Origin of the sequence: Agrobacterium sp. SUL3 (genome assembly GCF_001263295.1) — a bacterium.
Classification (GTDB): domain Bacteria; phylum Pseudomonadota; class Alphaproteobacteria; order Rhizobiales; family Rhizobiaceae; genus Agrobacterium; species Agrobacterium tomkonis.
Map to the genome: position 1 here is coordinate 39,848 of NZ_KQ414507.1, position 17,782 is coordinate 57,629.

Consider the following 17,782-nt stretch of genomic DNA (forward strand, 5'->3'; position numbering starts at 1 on the left):
TCACGAAACATGGCATTGAGGGCAGCGTGGTTTATGCCCATTCCGCCGCGTTGCGCGACCGGCTGGAACTTACGGGCAAGGCCTCGCTCACCGTTGATCTTGCCCCGGGACGCACGGTGGAACGCCTCAGCCGCGATCTGGCGAAGCTTGGACGGAAGGAGAGTTTTGCGAACCGCATGCGCAAGGCCGCCGGCCTTTCCGCCGTCAAGATCGGACTGCTGCGGGAAATCTTCCCCGACATAGCGGCCATGCCGGATGATTTCGTCGCAGCGAGGATGAAACATGCGGAAATACCGCTTCTCAGGCCGAGGCCGATCGCCGAGGCAATTTCATCGGCAGGTGGTATCGCGTGGAGCGGTCTCGATGAAAACTACATGCTGAAAAAACTCCCCGGCATATTCGCTGCCGGGGAAATGCTGGACTGGGAAGCGCCGACCGGAGGTTATCTGCTGACTGCCTGTTTCGCCACCGGTAAGGCGGCGGCGAACGGAATGGCCAAATGGCTTGAAGGCTAACCTAACAGGCGTTCAGCGGCCCCAGCTTCCTCACTATGCGCGGTCCTGACGAGGCAGCGCATGATGGCATCCGTGGTAACTGAGCCAAGCACCTTGCCGTTTTCCCCCACGACCACAGCGTTGCCGACATTTTCCCGCACGAGTGCGCGCAGGCCTTCTTCAACCGTCATATCCGCATCGAGCTGAAGCCGCGACTGGCCGGAAAATTCTGGCTGGACAATGGCGCCGAGACGGATGACCCTCCCGCGATTGACCTCTTCCACGAAGGCTTCGATATAGCTGTCGGCCGGCGACATGACGATTTCGGCCGCCGTACCCTGCTGAATGATCTCGCCGTCGCGTAAGATGGCGATCTTGTCGCCCAGCCGCAGCGCCTCATCCAGATCATGGGTGATGAAGACCACGGTCTTTTTCAACTCCTTCTGCAACTCCAAAAGCACCGTCTGCATATCGACACGGATGAGCGGATCGAGCGCCGAATAGGCTTCGTCCATCAACAGGATTTCGGCATTGTTGGTCAGTGCGCGGGCGAGACCCACACGCTGCTGCATGCCGCCGGAAAGTTGGTTCGGATAGTGGCTGGAGAAGCCCTCCAGCCCTACGCGCCGGATCCAGACTTCGGCCCTTTCCTCCCGCTCGCGCTTGTCGATGCCCTGCACCTCAAGGCCGTAGACGACATTTTGCAGCACGTTGCGATGTGGCAGCAGCCCGAATTTCTGGAACACCATCGCCGTCTTGTGGCGGCGGAATTCCAGAAGGTCGGCTTCGCTGAGGCGACAGACATCGGTGCCGCCATAGAGGATTTCGCCGGCGGTCGGGTCGATCAGCCGGTTGACGTGGCGGATCAGCGTCGATTTTCCGGAACCGGAAAGGCCCATGATGACGGTGATCTGCCCGCCCGGCATGGTGATGTTGATATCCCGCAGGCCGAGCACATGGCCATGTTTGGCGTTGAGTTCCGTCTTGGACATGCCGGCTTTGACAGGTTCGACAAAATCTGCCGCCTTGGAGCCAAAAATCTTGTAGAGGCTGCGAATTTCGATCGATTGACTAGCCATGCGCCACTTCCCGGTGTTTTTGCAGGCGAAGGCCATAGGCCTGGCTGATGCGGTCGAAGATGATGGCGATGCCGACAATGGCAAGCCCGTTGAACACGCCGAGCGTGAAATACTGGTTGGCGATGGCCTTCAGCACCGGCTGGCCAAGGCCTTGCACGCCGATCATGGAGGCGATGACGACCATGGCAAGCGCCATCATGATGGTCTGGTTGATGCCGGCCATGATGGTGGGCAGCGCCAGCGGCAGCTGCACCTTGAAGAGCTTCTGGCGCTTCGAAGAGCCGAAGGCATCGGCAGCTTCCAGCACGTCACGGTCGACCATGCGGATGCCGAGATTGGTGAGCCGGATCATCGGCGGAATGGCGTAGATCACGACGGCGATGACGCCGGGCACGCGGCCGATGCCGAGCAGCATGACGACGGGAATGAGATAGACGAAACTCGGCATCGTCTGCATCACGTCGAGAACGGGATTGACCACGCTCTGCAGGCGGTTGGAGCGCGCCATGGCGATGCCGATCGGCAGGCCGATGACGATGGACAGCACGGCGCAGACGAAGATCATCGAAATCGTCTTCATCGTGTCTTCCCACATGCCGAACCAGCCGATGGCGAAGAGAATGCCGCAACAGAGGGCAACAATGGTGGCGCTGCGGCTGGCGAGCCAGGCGAGCACGGCGACAATAAGAATAACGACCGGCCAGGGCGCGCCGATCAAAAGCCTTTCCGCCCAGATGAGAAAGCTCTGAAGGGGCGTGAACAGCCCCTCTATTGCGCTGCCATAGGTTCGGGTAAATGCCCGAAACCCTTCATCGATGACTTTCTTCAGCGCACGCAGGGCATCGTCATTCATGGCCGGAAATTTGAAAAGCCATTCCATATCCTGTTCTCCATGACGAACCGGAGGCGGGGATCGATATCCGCTGCGCTCCGGGAGTAAAATCGCCAGAGCGCCGCCGCGTCTTCGGTGACGCCAGGCGGGACGCTCTATTCCTGTTGAACCGGCGCATCGTGCTTTTTTGAGAACCGGCTGGTTTTCGGGCATCGATGCGGCTCGGCGCCGCCTCTGGCGGACGCCGGTTGCCGGGCAGATATGCCGGGCCGGCCTTAAAGGGCGGCCTTGACCTTTTGTGCGACTTCAGGAGACACCCAGCCCGTCCAGAGCGCTTCGTTTTCCTTCAGGAATTGTTTGGCACCATCTTCGCCGGTCGCCTGATTGTCTGTCATCCAGGCAATCAGCTTGTTGACGGTGTCGTTGGTCCAGGCGCGCTTGTTCAGATAGTCCATGGCCGGGCCGGCACGGTCGGCAAAGGTCTTGCTGACCAGCGTCTGCACGTCGTCGATCGGCCACGCGTTCGGCTTCGGATCGGCGCAATCGGCAACCGATGTACAGCGCTTCCATTCAGCCGCATCATATTCGGTGCCGAAGCCGAGCTTTACCATCTCATATTTGCCGAGCAGCGAGGTGGGCGCCCAGTAATAACCGACCCACGGCTGCTTTGCCTCGTAAGCCTTGGCGACGGAGCCGTCGAGACCCGCTGCAGAACCGGTATCGACGAGGGTGAAGCCGGCTTTTTCACCACCGAACGCCTTGAACAATTGCGCGGTGACGACCGTGCCACCCCAGCCCTGCGGGCCGTTAAAGACGGCGCCCTTCGCCTTGTCCTCGGGGGAGGGGAAGAGTTCGGGGTGCTTGAAGAGGTCGGGAATGGTCTTGAGATCGGGATTTGCGTCGGCGACATATTTCGGAATCCACCAGCCCTGAACGGCGCCATCCGACAGGATCTTGGCGGCCGTGACGACTTTGCCGCCTTCCAGCCCCTGTTTGACGATTTCCGGCTGCAGGCTGACCCAGGCTTCGGGAGCGATGTCCGGCTGGCCCTTTTCGGCCATGGAGGTCAGGGTTGGTACGGTGTCGCCGGTGACGATTTCGGCGGAACATCCATAGCCGTTTTCAAGAATGAATTTGTCGAGATTGGCGGCGACTTCGGCGGATTGCCAATTCATGCTGGCAATGGTCACGTTTCCGCAGTCGGCGGCGAAGGCTGTGCCGCCTGAAAAGGCGAAGCCGGCGGACAAGATTGTGGCACCCAAAAGTATTTTCATTGTTGTTCCCTCTGGTCGCGGTGTGGCGAAGACCCGGGTGCGGACGGCACCGCGACCGTCAGCGCCCGTATTGAGCGTTAATAATTCCCTTGTTGCCATTCCGTTTGCGGCAATTTCTGGCGTATTGAGGATGGCAATTGCCCACCATTACGGGTGAGGGTGCACAATTTGCGACATTGGGGCGGTGATGTTCCTTAACCTTGCCGGATGCCCCTGCGGACGTCCTGCAAAAAAATGGAACTTTTCCGAAATTGCGAAAAGCCGGGAACAATAAACGGAAGCTTCTGTTTTCTTGGACTTTTATCCGGTTCTGTATTACGGGAAATTTCGTCTCTGTTTTTGTGGTGATATTGAATGACCAATCTTCGTGCTGCCCCGGTATGGCCGATCGGTGGCGGTGAAACGGGTGAGCTCGTGCGCGTTTTCGACTGGTCGAAGACGTCGCTCGGTTCGATTAACGAATGGCCGCAAAACCTGAGGCAGAAGGCCAATTCCGTCGTTAATTCTCCCATTCCGCAGGTGCTGATGTGGGGTGCGGATCACGTGATGATCTATAATGACGGTTATGCGGAGATAGCCGGTAATTATCATCCCCGGGCGCTGGGCGGCACGGTGCCCGGTATCTGGCCGGAAATCTGGGACTGGAACAGCCGCATTCTGGAGGCGGGTTTTCGCGGCGAGGTCATGGCCTATCGCGACCAGCCGATGACGCTGATGCGCAATGGCCTGCCGGAAGAGGTCATCTTCGACCTGTTTTACACGCCGATCTACAATGATGGCGGAACCGTGGATGGTGTCTTGTGCACCGTCCTTGAAAACACCGACAAGGTGAAGGCGGTGGAGGCGCTGGAGCAGAGCCGTAAGGAACTGAGCCGGCTTACCAACGCCCTGCCGATCCTGGTGGGATATGTCGATCGCGACTACGTTTATAAGTTTGCTAATGACGGTTATCTGGAATGGTTCGGTCGCAGCGCCAACGAGGTGATCGGCCGCAGTGTTCCCGAGATTGTCGGTGAGACGTTTTTCGAGGCCCGGCGGGCCTATCTCGACCGCGCACTCGGCGGTGAAAAGATCGTTTCCGATACCGTGATCCAGAGACCGGACGGGACCACTCGCGCCGCTGAAATCCGTTATGTTCCGCGCTACATCGCCGATGGCTCCATCGACGGCATTTATGTGCTGATCATCGATATCGAGGATAGAAAACGGTCCGAGCAGGAAATACTGCTCAGCAACAATCGGTTCCGTGCGGCGGTGGATGCCGTGCATGGCGTGCTGTGGACCAACAGCGCCGATGGCAGGATGCTGGGAGAGCAACCCGCCTGGGGCGCGCTGACCGGCCAGAGCTTTGAGGAATATCAGGGGGCCGGCTGGGTTGAGGCGGTTCATCCTGACGACCGCGAGCATTCGCTCGAAAGCTGGAAAAAGGCGGTTTCCGCCAGGGCGACCTATGTGTGGGAACATCGCGTGCGTCGTCATGACGGTGTATACCGCACCTTTGCGATCCGTGGCGTACCGATTTTCGACAAGGCCGGCGTCATTGCGGAATGGGTCGGTGTCCATACCGACGTCACCGAACAGCGCCGGGCGGAAAACACCCTCAAGGACCATGCGAGCAATCTCGAGCGCGAGATTCGTCACCGTATCCGGGCGGAAGAGCAGCTTCGCCAGTTGAACGAAGGCCTTGAAGCCCGCGTCGAGACGGAAATGGCCGAACGCCGCCAGACCGAAAGAGCCTTGCAGCAGGCGCAGAAAATGGAATCCATCGGTCAGCTGACCGGCGGCGTGGCGCATGATTTCAATAATCTCCTCCAGGTGATTGCCGGGAATCTGCAATTGCTGTCGAAGGATGTGATCGGCAATGAGCGGGCCGAGCGGCGGCTGGAAAACGCGCTTGCCGGCGTCCATCGCGGCGCAAAGCTCGCCAGCCAGCTTCTGGCCTTCGGGCGGCGTCAGGCGCTGGAGCCGCGTGTCATCAACATCGCCCGTTTTGTCACCGGCATGGATGATCTGCTGCGCCGTTCACTCGGCGAGGCGATCGAGGTGGAGGTCATCACCTCCGGCGGACTGTGGAACACTTATGCCGACCCCAACCAGGTGGAAAATGCGCTGCTCAATCTGGCGATCAATGCGCGCGATGCCATGGAAGGACACGGCAAGCTGACGATTGAGGTCGGCAATGCGGTTCTCGACCGTGATTATGCCCGCAAACATTCCGAGGTTTCGGCGGGGCAATATGTCATGCTCGCCGTTACCGACACCGGCTCCGGCATGTCTCCGGAAATTCTGGAAAAGGTCTTCGAGCCGTTCTTTTCGACCAAACCGGAGGGCAAGGGCACTGGCCTTGGCCTTTCTATGGTCTATGGTTTCGCGAAACAGTCCAGTGGCCACGTCAATATCTACAGTGAGCCAGGGCAGGGCACGACGGTCAAGATGTATCTGCCGCGCTCGGCTGCCGACGAAGATCGTGAAGTGGTGGTGCATACCGGCCCCGTTGAGGGCGGAACGGAAACCATACTTGTCGTTGAAGATGACGAAGAGGTGCGCAGCACCGTTGTCGAGACGCTGAGCGATCTCGGTTACCGCGTACTCACCGCCCGCGATGCGCAGGCGGGTCTGACGGTGGTGGAAAGCGGCGTCCCGATCGATGTCGTCTTCACCGATGTGGTGATGCCGGGGCCTTTGAAAAGCCGAGAAATGGCGCGCCGAGCACAGGAACGACTGCCCAATCTCGCCGTCCTCTTCACCTCGGGTTATACGGAAAATTCCATCGTGCACGGCGGCAAGCTGGATGCCGGGGTGGAACTTCTCTCCAAGCCCTATACGCGGGAAGCGCTGGCGCGGCGCATTCGCCACGTCATCGCCAACCGCAAGCAGGTTTCGTTGTCGAAGGCACGGCCGGCATCGGCATCGGGTCATTCAAAGCCAGCAGAAGCCGCGCGGCCCTCGGAAAACGAAAACAGCACGATACGCGTCCTTCTGGTGGAGGATGACGAGTTGATCCGGATGAATTCGACGGAGATGCTGTCCGATTGCGGCTTTATTGTCGTCGAAGCCGGAAATGCGGCACAGGCGCTGAAGGTGGTCGAGGCGGAACATATCGATGTTCTCGTGACCGATATCGGCCTGCCTGACATGAAGGGCGGTGAACTGGCAGTGGAGGCCCTGCGCCGAAAGCCGGGCATGGCCGTCGTCTTTGCGACTGGTGATAGCCATCTGCCCGAAGGTGCGCCAGAAAATGCGGTACTGTTGACCAAGCCCTATGACGAACAGCAGATCATCTCCGCTGTCGAATTGGCCCATGCAGGCGGAACGGTGGCGGCCGAATAGGCCGCCTGCCATTTTTGCAGGGTCAGTAACCGCGCGCCATATCGACCGTTTCCGGGAGCGTACCTGTTTCGCGCCATGTGTAAACATTCCCGGCGACAATCCGGGCTGAGCTTTCGCGGCTTGTCGGCGCGGAAATATGCGGCAGGACGGTGACCTTCGGGTGCTGCCAGAAGGCGGAAGAGACGGGCAATGGCTCCTGCTCGAAGACATCGAGAACGGCATGCGAAAGCCTCCCGGAATCGAGTGCCGCAATCAGATCCTCGGCAATGATGACCGCGCCACGGGCGAAGTTGATGAGTGCTGCGCCGTTTTTCATCGCGGCGAGACGGCCGGCATCGAGAAGACCGCGTGTCGCATCGGTGAGCGGCACGAGACAGACGAGAATGTCGCTCTTTTCCAGCAATGTTTGCAGCCCGTCATCCCCGGTCAGCGTTTCCACGCCGCCGATCGCCTTGGCGGAGCGGCTCCAGCCGGCAACGTTGAAGCCGGCGTGGCGCAAGCGTTCGGCCGCGGCCGTGCCAAGTGCGCCGAGGCCAAGGAGGCCGATGGTCATCTCGCGCGGATGGCGGTAATCGAACTCCTGCCAGAGTGTCTTCTGCTGGTTGTCGCGATAGGCTGGCATGTCGCGTTGCAGATAATAAGTCCAGGCCAGCGCGGCTTCGGCCATGACGCGTGAAAGCTCCGGATCCTTCAGCCGGACGATGGGCGGAGCCTTGTCGCCCAGTTCCAGCACCAGCCGCTCGACGCCCGCCCAGAGACTGTGAATCCACGTCAGGCCCGGCAATGCGGCAATATCGGCCGGATCGGGATTGGCGACGATGGCGAAATTCACGGCCCGTCTCTGCTCGTTGGTCAATTCGGAAAAGGAGAGGATTTCTTCCTGCGGCATGGCGGCACGAAGCGCGTGCTTCCAGACGGCTTCCGTTTCCGCATTCATCCGCGAAACAAAGGCGATGGGTGATGACATGAAAACAGGTCCTGCTTGATTATGACGGTGCCGCCATCAATGCGCAGTTTTGTGGGGTAATGCCATAGGCCTGTCGGTTTAAACTTCAATAGAATGAAAACGGCCCGGTTTCCCGGGCCGTTCTGTTATCAGGCATTTTCCTTCACCGGCGGCTTGGCATCGCCGTAGTAGGCCGAGAAGCTCTCGTGATAATGCTCCGAACCACCCGGGCCGGCATAACGCTGCAATTCCGTCATGTCGGTCTTGTTGAGCACGATGCCCAGCGTCTTGTTGGCGATCTGCGGTTCGTTAGCCATCAGGTTCTGCACCATCTGGATCGGCGTCTTGCCCCATTCGGTGACGAAAACGAAGCCGTCCACCTGCGGCGCAAAGGCCTTGGCGTCGATGACGGGGACCACCGGTGCAAGGTCGACGATGATGTAATCGCAGGCCTCGCGTGCCTGATCGATGAATTTGCGCATGCCGGAGGAAGCCAGCAATTCGCTGGAATGGGCGAACTGGTTGCTGGTGGAAACCGGCAGAATGCCCATCTTTGTGCGCGTATCGACCTTCACCGCCTGGGTCCATGGAATTTCGTCGAGAACGACTTCCACCAGACCGGCGGATTGCCGTGTGGTCAGCATGCGGCTGAGGCCGGGATTGCGGATATCGGCATCCACCACCAGCGTGCGTTTGCCGGTGGAGGCAATCAGCCCGGCCAGATTGAGCGCCACGACCGACTTGCCCTCGTTCGGCAGGCAGGAAATGACGCCAATGACCCGGCACTGGCGCTCCTGAATGACGACATCCGCCGTCAGTTTCACGTTGCGCAGCGTCTCCGCAAAGCTGGAGCGCGGGCTGTCGACCGCAAGACGCAGCATCTTCTGGAACGAGACCTGACCGCTTTCATCAAGCGTGGCATTCTCGCCGCCGGGGGTGGCGGCGCTGGTGCCCGGTTTTGCCGTTTCCACGCCCCTTTCGCCGATAAACGGCAGGTAGCCCAGAAAGCGCATGCGCAGATTGTCGCGCACATCGTTGCCGGTGTGGAAAAACCGGTCGCGGAACTCGAGAAGTGCAGCAATACCGCCGCCCAGCATCAGGCCGAGAATGACCGAAAGCGCCATGGTCATGGTCTTTTTCGGGCTGGAAGGGGCTGTCGGCAGACCGGCTTCAGAGATGATGCGGGCCTTGGCGATCGGCAGCGACTGTTTCTGCGAGGCCTCCTCGAAACGACCGAGATAGGACTGGTAGAGGGTTCGCAGCGCGGTTGCCCGTTGCTCGAGCTCGCGCAATTGCACCATGGTGATATTGGCCTGCGAATTGCGGCCTGCAACGCCTTCAATATTGTCTCGCAACGACTGCACACGGGAATTGGCGACGTCGAATTCATTCTTCAGACTGCCGGTCAGCTGTTGCAGTTCCTGATAGATCTGCCGCGAAACCTCTTTCTTTTCGGCATCCAGTGCGATTGCCTGCGGGTGATCGGCGCCGAATTGCTGGACGATGCCCTGCTGCCGGTCGGAAATGGTGATGTAGCGTTTGCGAAGATCCTGAATGACCGAATTGTCGGTGTCGCGTGCCGAAACGACAGCGTTATCGACAGCCACGTCAGGTCCGCGGTCGATGATCGACTTATACTGGTTATAGCGGGCAGAGGCCGTTGCGGCATCCGCCTGAGCCGCAATCAACTGGCCGTTGAGATCGGCAAGCTGGCCTTCCGACATCAACTCGCCGCGCGAGGAGACGATATTATTGTCCGACTTGAATTTCTGCACCGCAAGCTCAGCCGCCTGGGCGCGCTGGTTGAGGTCGGTCATGCGCTCCTGCAACCAAACCGATGCGCGTTCGCTGGCGTCGAAATTGGCGTTCAGCTGTTCGGTGAGGTAGGCCTGCGCATAGGTCTTGGCGATCTGCGCGGCCAGCTGCCGGTCGGTCGAGCGGGTGGAGATGGCGATGACGGAACTGCGGCCGACACGCTCCACCGTCAGCGACTGCTGCAGAATTGCGGCCGCCTTTTCACGACGTCCAGCGCGGATTGCGGCTTCGGAGGCGGGTGGATCGCCGGGCAGGACAAGATCGAGGACGCCGCGCACGGAGGATTTGACGAGCTCGACCGGCGACATCGGCGGATTGACGATGATGTCGTTCTCATCGAGCTTGGCCTTGTCCACCACGGTCAATGCCATTTCCTTGGATTTCAGAATTTCCACGGCGCTGGCAATGCGGTTGTCGACGATCTGCGCGGCAGGCACCGGCGATTCCTCTTCCGCATAACGGGAAAGGCTTTCATCCAGCAGCACCTGCGTCATCGCGGTGTAAACGGGGGTCGCAAGCACCAGATAAAGGCCGGCCAGAACCACGGCGGCGATGACCGAAGCGGCAATGACATTGGCACGGCGAACCACGGCGGCCCACAGGCGGTCGAGGTCGATAAACGTGTCGGAATCCTTGCCGGAATCCGGAAAGCCGATGTTGGATTTAAAGGTCTTGTGGTGCATGGACCTACCTTGTGAATTAAAAATGGTACGCGGGAAGCCGAGCCTTGGCTCGCCTTCCCGCCCCCCGTTATTGGTGCGCCAGCCGCCTCCCCGGCGGCGCGATTAAAGTCAGGCCGCCCGAACGCGGCTTTCGTGGTTTGCCACCAGCTCCTTCACGGAAGCGAGAACCTGCGCCTCCATGTCGGCGCGCATCAGCGAAAAGGCAACATTGGCGGCGATGAAGCCCTGCTTGCTGCCGCAGTCGAAAGTGCGCCCACTGTATTTCTGCGCATGGAAACCCTGCTTTTCGGCAAGCCGCTTCATGCCGTCGGTCAACTGGATTTCATTGCCCGCGCCGCGTTCCTGTCTGGCGAGAATATCGAAGATTTCCGGCTGCAGAATGTAACGGCCATTCAGGTAATAATTCGAAGGCGCCTTGGATGGTTCCGGCTTTTCGACCATTTCGGTGACGGAAAAGCCGTGATTGACCTTCTGGCCGACGCCGACGACGCCATAGGACGACACTTCTTCGGGCAGGCATTCTTCGACGCCGAGAATATTGCCGCCGACTTCGTCGTAAAGCTCCATCAGCCCGGCAATGCAGCCGCGCGCGCCGTAAGACACCATGTCAGGCAGAAGCAGGGCAAAAGGCTCCTTGTCAACCAGTTCACGCGCACACCAGACGGCGTGGCCGAGACCGAGCGGCACCTGCTGGCGCGTATAGCTGACGGTGCCGGCAACCGGCAGCATCTTTTCCAGCTGCAGCACCTGCACGGTCTTACCGGAGCGGGTGAGCGTGTTGATGAGCTCAGGCGCGCTGTCGAAATAGTCTTCGATGGCGGTCTTGTTGCGGCTTGTCACGAAAATAATATGTTCGATGCCGGCCTGCATGGCTTCGTCAACGGCATATTGCACGACTGGACGATCGACGATCGTCAGCATTTCCTTCGGCATCGCCTTGGTGGCGGGCAAAAACCGTGTGCCGTTGCCAGCTACGGGAATGACGGCTTTTCTGACAGTTTTGTTCAGGTCCATCGCGTTCTCCTTCATCAAGGTTTGATCTGTCCCCAGTCCCCGCGCAGATTTCGTCCACGCGTCAATTTCACGAAATCTGTCTTTTCACCCCTGTATTCGCCGCGGGCGCAAACATGGCGTCCCGCAGCCTCCTCAGCCGCACCGCAATGGGCATTCTTAAGTGCCCCAGCACGGCGGGATCCCTGATCGTGGTCTTCAAGGCGCCGAGTACCGAGCGGCTCTTGATGTTTTCCACCAAAGTCAAAAAATTATGCGCCAGCCGCAGGCTGCGGGCTCTCGCCTGCTGCGCATCCATGGCGGCGGGCAGCAAAGTGTAATGGCTCAGGAACTCCTGGTCCGCCCGCATCATCGCTTCGACGTGATGAAGTTCGAGCACGCGCGAAATCGAGCCTTCGCGGATATTGTAGACATAACCCGGCTTCGGTTCGATGACGCAAAGACCGCCGGCGGCGAGCGCCGAGGCGAGCAGGATATAATCCTCGCCGATGCGGATATCCTCGCGGAAGCGCAGGCCCTCGCTATTGAGGAAATCGCGCCGGAACATCGGCTTCATGTAGCCGAAGTTGAAGGTGGCGCGGAAAAGAATGTTGGAGGAGATGAAGTCCTCGAGCGTGAGAACCGGCCGTTCCTCCAGAAATTCTTCCGGAAACATCGTCTCCATGGGCCTGCCGTCGGTATAGACGACATCGAGATTATCGACCGCAATTGCCGCATTGGCGGCTTCCGCCCGGCACATCATGCAGGCGGAACGCTCCGGGCGGATGACATCGTCGGAATCGAGCACGGCGATCCAGCGTCCGGTCGCGGCTTCGATCCCGGCATTGCGTGCCCCGCCCGGACCGAGATTTTCTGCGAGAGCAAGCAGACGGACACGCGGATCGATGGCGGCGATCGCCTCAACGAAGGGGATGGTGTCATCGGCGGAACGGTCATCCACGACGACGACTTCCAGCGTCACACCCTGCTGGTCGAGCGCGCTTTGAACGGCGGCTTCAATCGTATCGGCGGCATTATAGGCGGCGATGACGAAGGTGATATCGGGCGGCGAGGAAAGGTTTTCCATCAGGTCGCCTCCACCGCGCCGTACTGGCGGATTTCACGCACGCCGAAGGCGCCGCTCATCGAACCCATATGCAATGCGGCACGCAGTGCATAGCGGTTACGGCGCACGGCGTTGAAGCCGCTCAAGGCTGTAAATACGCCGCAATACAGCACTTTCGAGCCAGCCTTCAGCACCTGCACCACGCGGCGTGCGCCGGGCTTCTTTTCAGCCAGCACACGGCCATGGGTCTGGCCGGAGCGGAAGCGGCGTTTGGCAAGCCACATGAAGCTTGCGCGATTTTCCGGCACCGGTTCGGACAAGACGGCGTCTTCCGCAAAAACGATGCGGCCGCCGGCGGCGTGAAGATGCGAGAAGAAATGGGTGTCTTCGCCGCCGCTCTGGCCGAGCGCCAGCGCGAAGCGCCGACCCTTCACCGAGGGTGCATCCATCTTGAGCAGCGTATTGCAGGTATAGCCGGTGATGATCTCGCCATTGACCCAGACGGGGACTGTCGAGTGAAAGTCGCCGCGTTTCATCCAGCCCGGCGCATTGTCCCGGTAAACCGCTGTTACGGGCCCGAGAACGGTTTCCGCGCCGGTTTCATCGGCCTTTTCCAGAAGGGCGGCGAGCCAATGCGGCGGGGCGGTCTCGTCATCGTCGATGAAGGCGAGATAATCCGCCCGGCATTCTGACAGGCAGGCGTTGCGGGCAATCGAAATATTCGATTTCGGGCAATGCACATAGGTGATCTCGAAGGGCGCATTTTCGCGCAGGCGATCGACACTCGCCTTGGCGCTCGGCTCCTCGTCATTATCGGCGACAATCAGCCGAACCGTCACGCCTTCCGGCACCTCCAGCTCGAAGAGTGACAGAAGTGTGGCGACGAGCGCCGGGCGTCTGTAGGTGCAGATGCCGATATCGACGGTTTTCGAATCATGCGGGCGGGTGACGGTGTTGTCGGTCATGAGACAGCCTTTCTTCCCCGGAATTTCAGGAGTTCCAGCCAGAAGCCGGTGGACCAGGCCAGGTGCATCACCATCGCCGAAAAGGCGGCGAGCGGGCCGTATGGGTTTTTCTGACCTATTGCCATCCACAAGCCATACCCCACACATGCGGCGATCCAGAGGCCGAGCGGAATAAGTGCCACCCAATGCACAAGCGACAGCAGCGCGAGGATGAAAACCGGCAGCACGGCGAGCGGGATCATCTGGCGGATTTTCGGGATCGAGCGATGTTTCAAAAGGTTCTTCGCCCGGCCGCGGCCATAGGCGAGGTATTGCCGGAACAGCGGCATGACACTCGCGCGTGGATAATAGGTCATGCGGGTCTTGTCGGTCATCCAGATGCGGAAGCCGGATTTGCGCAGGCGGAAGTCCAGCTCGGCATCCTCATTGTGGCTGAAGCTCTCGTCATAACCGCCCACGGCATCGAAAGCGGCAATCCGCATCAGCGCGTGGTGGCCGTGGTCGATCCAGTGGCCTTTGGCGCCTTCGCGGTGCTTGGAGCCGCCATTGCCGAGCTTGGAATTCTGGGCGATGGCCGTCGCCTTCTGAAACAGGCCGTGGCCGACCGTATCCATGGCGACGACGACGGAATCCGCGCCGGTGCGTTCCGCATCCTCGATCAGCCGCTGGCAATAATCATCCGGATAATCGCCATGGGCGTCGATGCGGATCATATAGTCGAATTCTTGGCCGAACGTGGCAACGGCAAGGTTGATGCCAGCGCTCTGGATGCGCTTCGGATTGGCGAGAAGCGTGACGCGATCATCCTTTGCGGCGAAGGCGGAAACGATATCGCGGGTTCCGTCCGTGCTGCCGCCATCGGCAACCACGATGCGGAAAAGACGCCCCTGCATCGCGCCGGTGAATTTGACAAGCAGTCCCTCGATCGTCTTCGCCTCATTGAGGCAGGGTATGACGATCAGCGTTCTGATGCCGGAATGACCAAGACCTTCCATGATTTGCCCCCTACGCACTACACGGGTGAAAACTGCGCTTCACGGGCATGGCCGGAAGCGGATTTGGCAAGAGAGGACAATTGCTGCACCAGCAGACGGCAATCGTCGCGGTCGGTCAGCCATTGTTTCCTGTCTGTCGCCGAGAGGGTGTTGAAGGCGTTCGTATAGGTTTGCGGGTCCATCTGGCCGAACAGGGTAGCCAGATCGTCCGGTTGCGCTTTGTTCAGAACGAAGCCGATATCGCGCTTTTCGATGAAACGGGCGGTTTCCGTGCCGGCAAGCGCAATTGGCAAGGTGCCGTAAAGGCAGCCCTCATAAAGCCGGTTGGGCAGCAGCCAGCTGGAATTCTGGCCTTCCTCGAAAAAGTCGATCGCCCAGGTGAACTGCACCTCGTTATAGATGGCGGCAAGGTCTTCGGGGTTCTTGTAAGGCCCATGGAAATGCACGTGCGGGGCAGCGGCAACGAAGCCGTCGAAATCGGCAAATTCCGAATAGGCTGGCCGGCCGCGCAGGATGATTTCGACCTTGCCCTCCTTTTGGCGGGCAAATTCAGCGAGGATTTCGAGCGATTTGCGGCAGCGAAGCGCGCCGAACCAGCCGATCTTCCATGGTTCGCCGGGCGCGGGAGCGCGTGGTTGCGGTGTGGCGGCAACGGTGGCGTCCAGCGCCAGAACCTTGTTTTCCTGAAGCAGTACCGGAAGGTTGAGGCCCGAGACCGGTTTGAAATAGTGCTCCACGAAGGCCGGGGAACTCGTCACCAGCAGCTTGGCATCGCGTGCGAAATAACGCTGGGCCGCATTCAGCAGCTGTCCGGGCTTGCCCTTGTTGAGAAGCAGGCGGTGAATATCGAGACATTCATAAACCAACGCCGGTTGCCCGGCATAGATCGACATGGCCCGCTTTGCCAGCGCCAGCATTTCCAGGTTTCTGGCAAGAATGACATCGGGAACCGGAATGCCGCCCAAGGTCTTGCCAAGCGAGAGGCTGGCTTTCGCCACCGCCGCCATGCGCTGCAGAAACTGCCCGTCGGCGGTTTCCCCAAGCACGACGGGCATGAGGCCGTCGATGCCCGCAAGCCGGTTATTTCCGCGCCGGAAGCCGGCCAGCGTCACCCGCGCCCCACCCGCAAGCAAGGTCAGCACCCGCCGGCGAATGGCGGGGTCCGACAGATCATGCGCGAGATAAAGGACATGGGTCATGCAGGGGTTCCGGTTGCTTTCATGCGTCGAAGACGCTGCGGCCTACGTTTCGGTTCAAAAAATAGTCAGTTGAGGGCGCAGGCGATGGATTCCGGGAACTGGCATTTGTCGCCGAGCGCCGTGAAGGCAAACCGGTCAACGATCATTTGCGTTGCGCCGGAATAGGAAAAGGCGCCCATCCAGTCCTTCAGCGTATCGGTGCCCCACAGGCTGAAGAAAATTTTCTGGGCATTCTGGGGAATTTTCGACTCGTCTGTCACTTCATGGACGAGCTTGCCGTTGACGTAATAACGCAGGCGCTGAGGCTCCCAGACGAAGGCGTAATCGTTAAAGCCGGCATCGGCTCCGCCTTCCACCGGTACCAGTTTTTCGTTACCGCCCTTGGCGGAGATATACTGGTTGAGCTGCACTTTGCCCGTATTCTTGCCCAGCACCTCGAAATCGATTTCATCGTGCGGTTTCTTGTCGGTCGGGCCGATATAGGTGAAGAAGGCCGAGTTCAGACCCGAGCCGGTGGCGGCCTTCATGCGTGCTTCATAGGTGCCGTAGCGATACCGCCCCTTGGTCTGGATTTCACCGCAGGCGAAGTTGCGTTCGCCCGCCTTGGCTTCTTCAAAACCGAGTGTCAGCTGGCCGTTTTCCACCGTCGCCAGTTTCTTCGACCAGGTGCAGTTCTGATGCGCGCCATTGTTCCAGCCGTCGGAAACGTACCAGAAGGACCTGTCCATGGAATCGAAGTTTTCTATGAAGGACGTGCCGTTGCCTTCCTGCGCATCGACCGGCGCTGCAAAAGCTGTGGCCGAAAGGGCTGCGGCAAGAAAGATGCGTGTCTGAACGCGGGTGACAAATGTTGTCATTGGTTCACCTCTGTCGTTGCGAATAAAGTGTTTCGGATGTGGGCGGGCCGATGATGGCGCCCCGTTTTGCCGTAAAATCGGCTTTCGGTTTTGATTTGCCGCTGCGGCTTCCGGTCAGTACGCCATAGACGGCCGGCAGGTATTTGCGGGTCTGGGCATTGCTAATCACCAGAATGACGAAGGCTGAAAGCGTCGCGCTGATATAAAAAGCGGGGTAGAAATCCGGTCCGCCCTTGTTCCACACCATCCACATGATGACGAGCAGGGGGTAATGGGCGCAGAAAATCCAGAAGCTCAGGCTGCCGGTTTCGGCAAGCCGCTGGCCAAGCCGGCTGCGGATCAGGATAGCGGAGGAAACCCAGAAGCCGAGCGCGCCGAAGACGGCCAAAAGATTGCGTGACATGTTGAGCCAGAAGGTGAATTCCGGGCCGGTGAAATAAAGGCCGGTGGCCAGCATGGCCGAAGCCGCAAAGGTCAGCGCCATGATCGGCACGGCATAGGGATCGAGAGCCTTGACATCGACACGGTGCAGCGCAAGCGCAATGCCGAGCGAAAAACTGAAAAGGATGGATTTCTTCTGGACGATGAAGATCGTCAGGTCCGGCATGGCGGTGATGAAGAGCAGGATCGCGAGCGTCGGCAGCGCGAAACGGCGCATCAGAAAGGCGAGCACCGGCGACAGCAGGATGCAGACGAAAAGGTCACGCAGGAAATACAGCGGTACATTCACCGGCAGCTCTTCGAGCGCCGTACCGTGGCTGATGATTTCACGCGGGCTGGCATTCCACAGATCAGGGAAATACCCTACGCCCAGATCGAAGAGCTGGATGAGCAACACGGCGGCAAACAGCGCACCATTCCACAGAAGGAAGGGCAGTAGCACGGTTTTAGACTTGGAACGGATCGTCGCCGGATAATCGAAACCACTCATGCCGCGGCGAAACAGCAGGTAACCGGAAATGGCGCTGAGACAGGGCACGCCGATGCGAAACAGCGCATCGCCCAGAAAAACCCGCAGCCAGTCGAAGAAGCCATAAAGGCCAAGAAATGGGCTGGTTTCGGCATCGTGCGGCACATGGACGAACACGATTCCTGAAATCAACAATATGCGCATCAAATTGATACGGGAGGATAGGTTCTGATCGACAGTCACATCAGTCACCCCTATTGGCGGCGTCTCCCCACGCCGCGTTGCAACCAGAGCGAACTTAAGCCCGCACTGGAAAGTCTGGTTTCGACTTTGGGATAAAATGTGGC

Annotated in this window: 14 protein-coding genes; 2 read left to right on the plus strand and 12 right to left on the minus strand. The window is 59.5% G+C overall.

Features of this window, described 5'->3' with window-relative positions; all coding sequences use genetic code 11:
* Nucleotides 1–515: NAD(P)/FAD-dependent oxidoreductase (locus AKG12_RS31075; protein ID WP_285277762.1), on the plus strand; the 515-nt coding region annotated here is incomplete at its 5' end.
* Here the strand turns inward: AKG12_RS31075 and AKG12_RS18000 are convergent.
* The 3 genes from AKG12_RS18000 to AKG12_RS18010 all read right to left on the minus strand — a co-directional run bounded on the left by AKG12_RS18000 (nucleotide 512) and on the right by AKG12_RS18010 (nucleotide 3,679).
* Nucleotides 512–1,573, minus strand: coding sequence for a quaternary amine ABC transporter ATP-binding protein (locus tag AKG12_RS18000; RefSeq protein ID WP_052819923.1), 1,062 nt, complete (start codon nucleotides 1,571–1,573; stop codon nucleotides 512–514). The genes AKG12_RS31075 and AKG12_RS18000 overlap by 4 nt on opposite strands.
* Nucleotides 1,566–2,453: an ABC transporter permease gene (locus AKG12_RS18005; protein ID WP_046801662.1), complete on the minus strand. Its 888-nt coding sequence runs from the start codon at nucleotides 2,451–2,453 to the stop codon at nucleotides 1,566–1,568. Before AKG12_RS18005 ends, AKG12_RS18000 begins: the two co-directional genes overlap by 8 nt.
* 227 nt (nucleotides 2,454–2,680) lie before the next feature.
* A complete protein-coding gene (locus tag AKG12_RS18010; RefSeq protein ID WP_046801663.1) occupies nucleotides 2,681–3,679 on the minus strand; it encodes an ABC transporter substrate-binding protein in 999 nt (332 codons plus the stop codon).
* Between the two features lie 354 nt (nucleotides 3,680–4,033).
* On the opposite strand from AKG12_RS18010, the gene AKG12_RS18015 reads away from it, so the two are divergent.
* Nucleotides 4,034–7,009 (plus strand): PAS domain S-box protein, encoded by a 2,976-nt coding sequence (locus AKG12_RS18015; RefSeq protein ID WP_052819925.1) that lies wholly within the window; start codon nucleotides 4,034–4,036, stop codon nucleotides 7,007–7,009.
* A gap of 22 nt (nucleotides 7,010–7,031) precedes the next feature.
* On the opposite strand, the gene AKG12_RS18020 is transcribed toward AKG12_RS18015, so the two are convergent.
* The 9 genes from AKG12_RS18020 to AKG12_RS18060 all read right to left on the minus strand — a co-directional run bounded on the left by AKG12_RS18020 (nucleotide 7,032) and on the right by AKG12_RS18060 (nucleotide 17,639).
* On the minus strand, nucleotides 7,032–7,976 hold the full coding sequence (locus AKG12_RS18020) for a 2-hydroxyacid dehydrogenase (protein ID WP_052819927.1): 945 nt from the start codon (nucleotides 7,974–7,976) through the stop codon (nucleotides 7,032–7,034).
* Between the two features lie 128 nt (nucleotides 7,977–8,104).
* Entirely contained in the window at nucleotides 8,105–10,453 is a 2,349-nt protein-coding gene (locus tag AKG12_RS18025) for a polysaccharide biosynthesis tyrosine autokinase (RefSeq protein WP_046801666.1), read from the minus strand.
* 108 nt (nucleotides 10,454–10,561) lie between these two features.
* On the minus strand, nucleotides 10,562–11,467 hold the full coding sequence (locus tag AKG12_RS18030; RefSeq protein ID WP_052819930.1) for a UTP--glucose-1-phosphate uridylyltransferase: 906 nt from the start codon (nucleotides 11,465–11,467) through the stop codon (nucleotides 10,562–10,564).
* 67 nt (nucleotides 11,468–11,534) lie between these two features.
* A complete protein-coding gene (locus AKG12_RS18035) occupies nucleotides 11,535–12,530 on the minus strand; it encodes a glycosyltransferase family 2 protein (protein WP_052819932.1) in 996 nt (331 codons plus the stop codon).
* The gene (locus tag AKG12_RS18040; protein ID WP_052819934.1) at nucleotides 12,530–13,474 is read right to left on the minus strand and encodes a glycosyltransferase family 2 protein; all 945 of its coding nucleotides are present in this window, start codon (nucleotides 13,472–13,474) and stop codon (nucleotides 12,530–12,532) included. The genes AKG12_RS18035 and AKG12_RS18040 overlap by 1 nt, the downstream gene beginning before the upstream one ends.
* Nucleotides 13,471–14,469, minus strand: a complete 999-nt coding sequence (locus tag AKG12_RS18045) for a glycosyltransferase family 2 protein (protein WP_052819936.1) — start codon at nucleotides 14,467–14,469, stop codon at nucleotides 13,471–13,473. The genes AKG12_RS18040 and AKG12_RS18045 overlap by 4 nt, the downstream gene beginning before the upstream one ends.
* Before the next feature lie 17 nt (nucleotides 14,470–14,486).
* Entirely contained in the window at nucleotides 14,487–15,668 is a 1,182-nt protein-coding gene (locus AKG12_RS18050; protein ID WP_052819938.1) for a glycosyltransferase family protein, read from the minus strand.
* A gap of 65 nt (nucleotides 15,669–15,733) precedes the next feature.
* A complete protein-coding gene (exoK, locus tag AKG12_RS18055) occupies nucleotides 15,734–16,525 on the minus strand; it encodes an endo-1,3-1,4-beta-glycanase ExoK (RefSeq protein WP_052819940.1) in 792 nt (263 codons plus the stop codon).
* A gap of 4 nt (nucleotides 16,526–16,529) precedes the next feature.
* Entirely contained in the window at nucleotides 16,530–17,639 is a 1,110-nt protein-coding gene (locus AKG12_RS18060) for an acyltransferase family protein (protein WP_225244834.1), read from the minus strand.
* Between the last annotated feature and the right edge of the window lie 143 nt (nucleotides 17,640–17,782).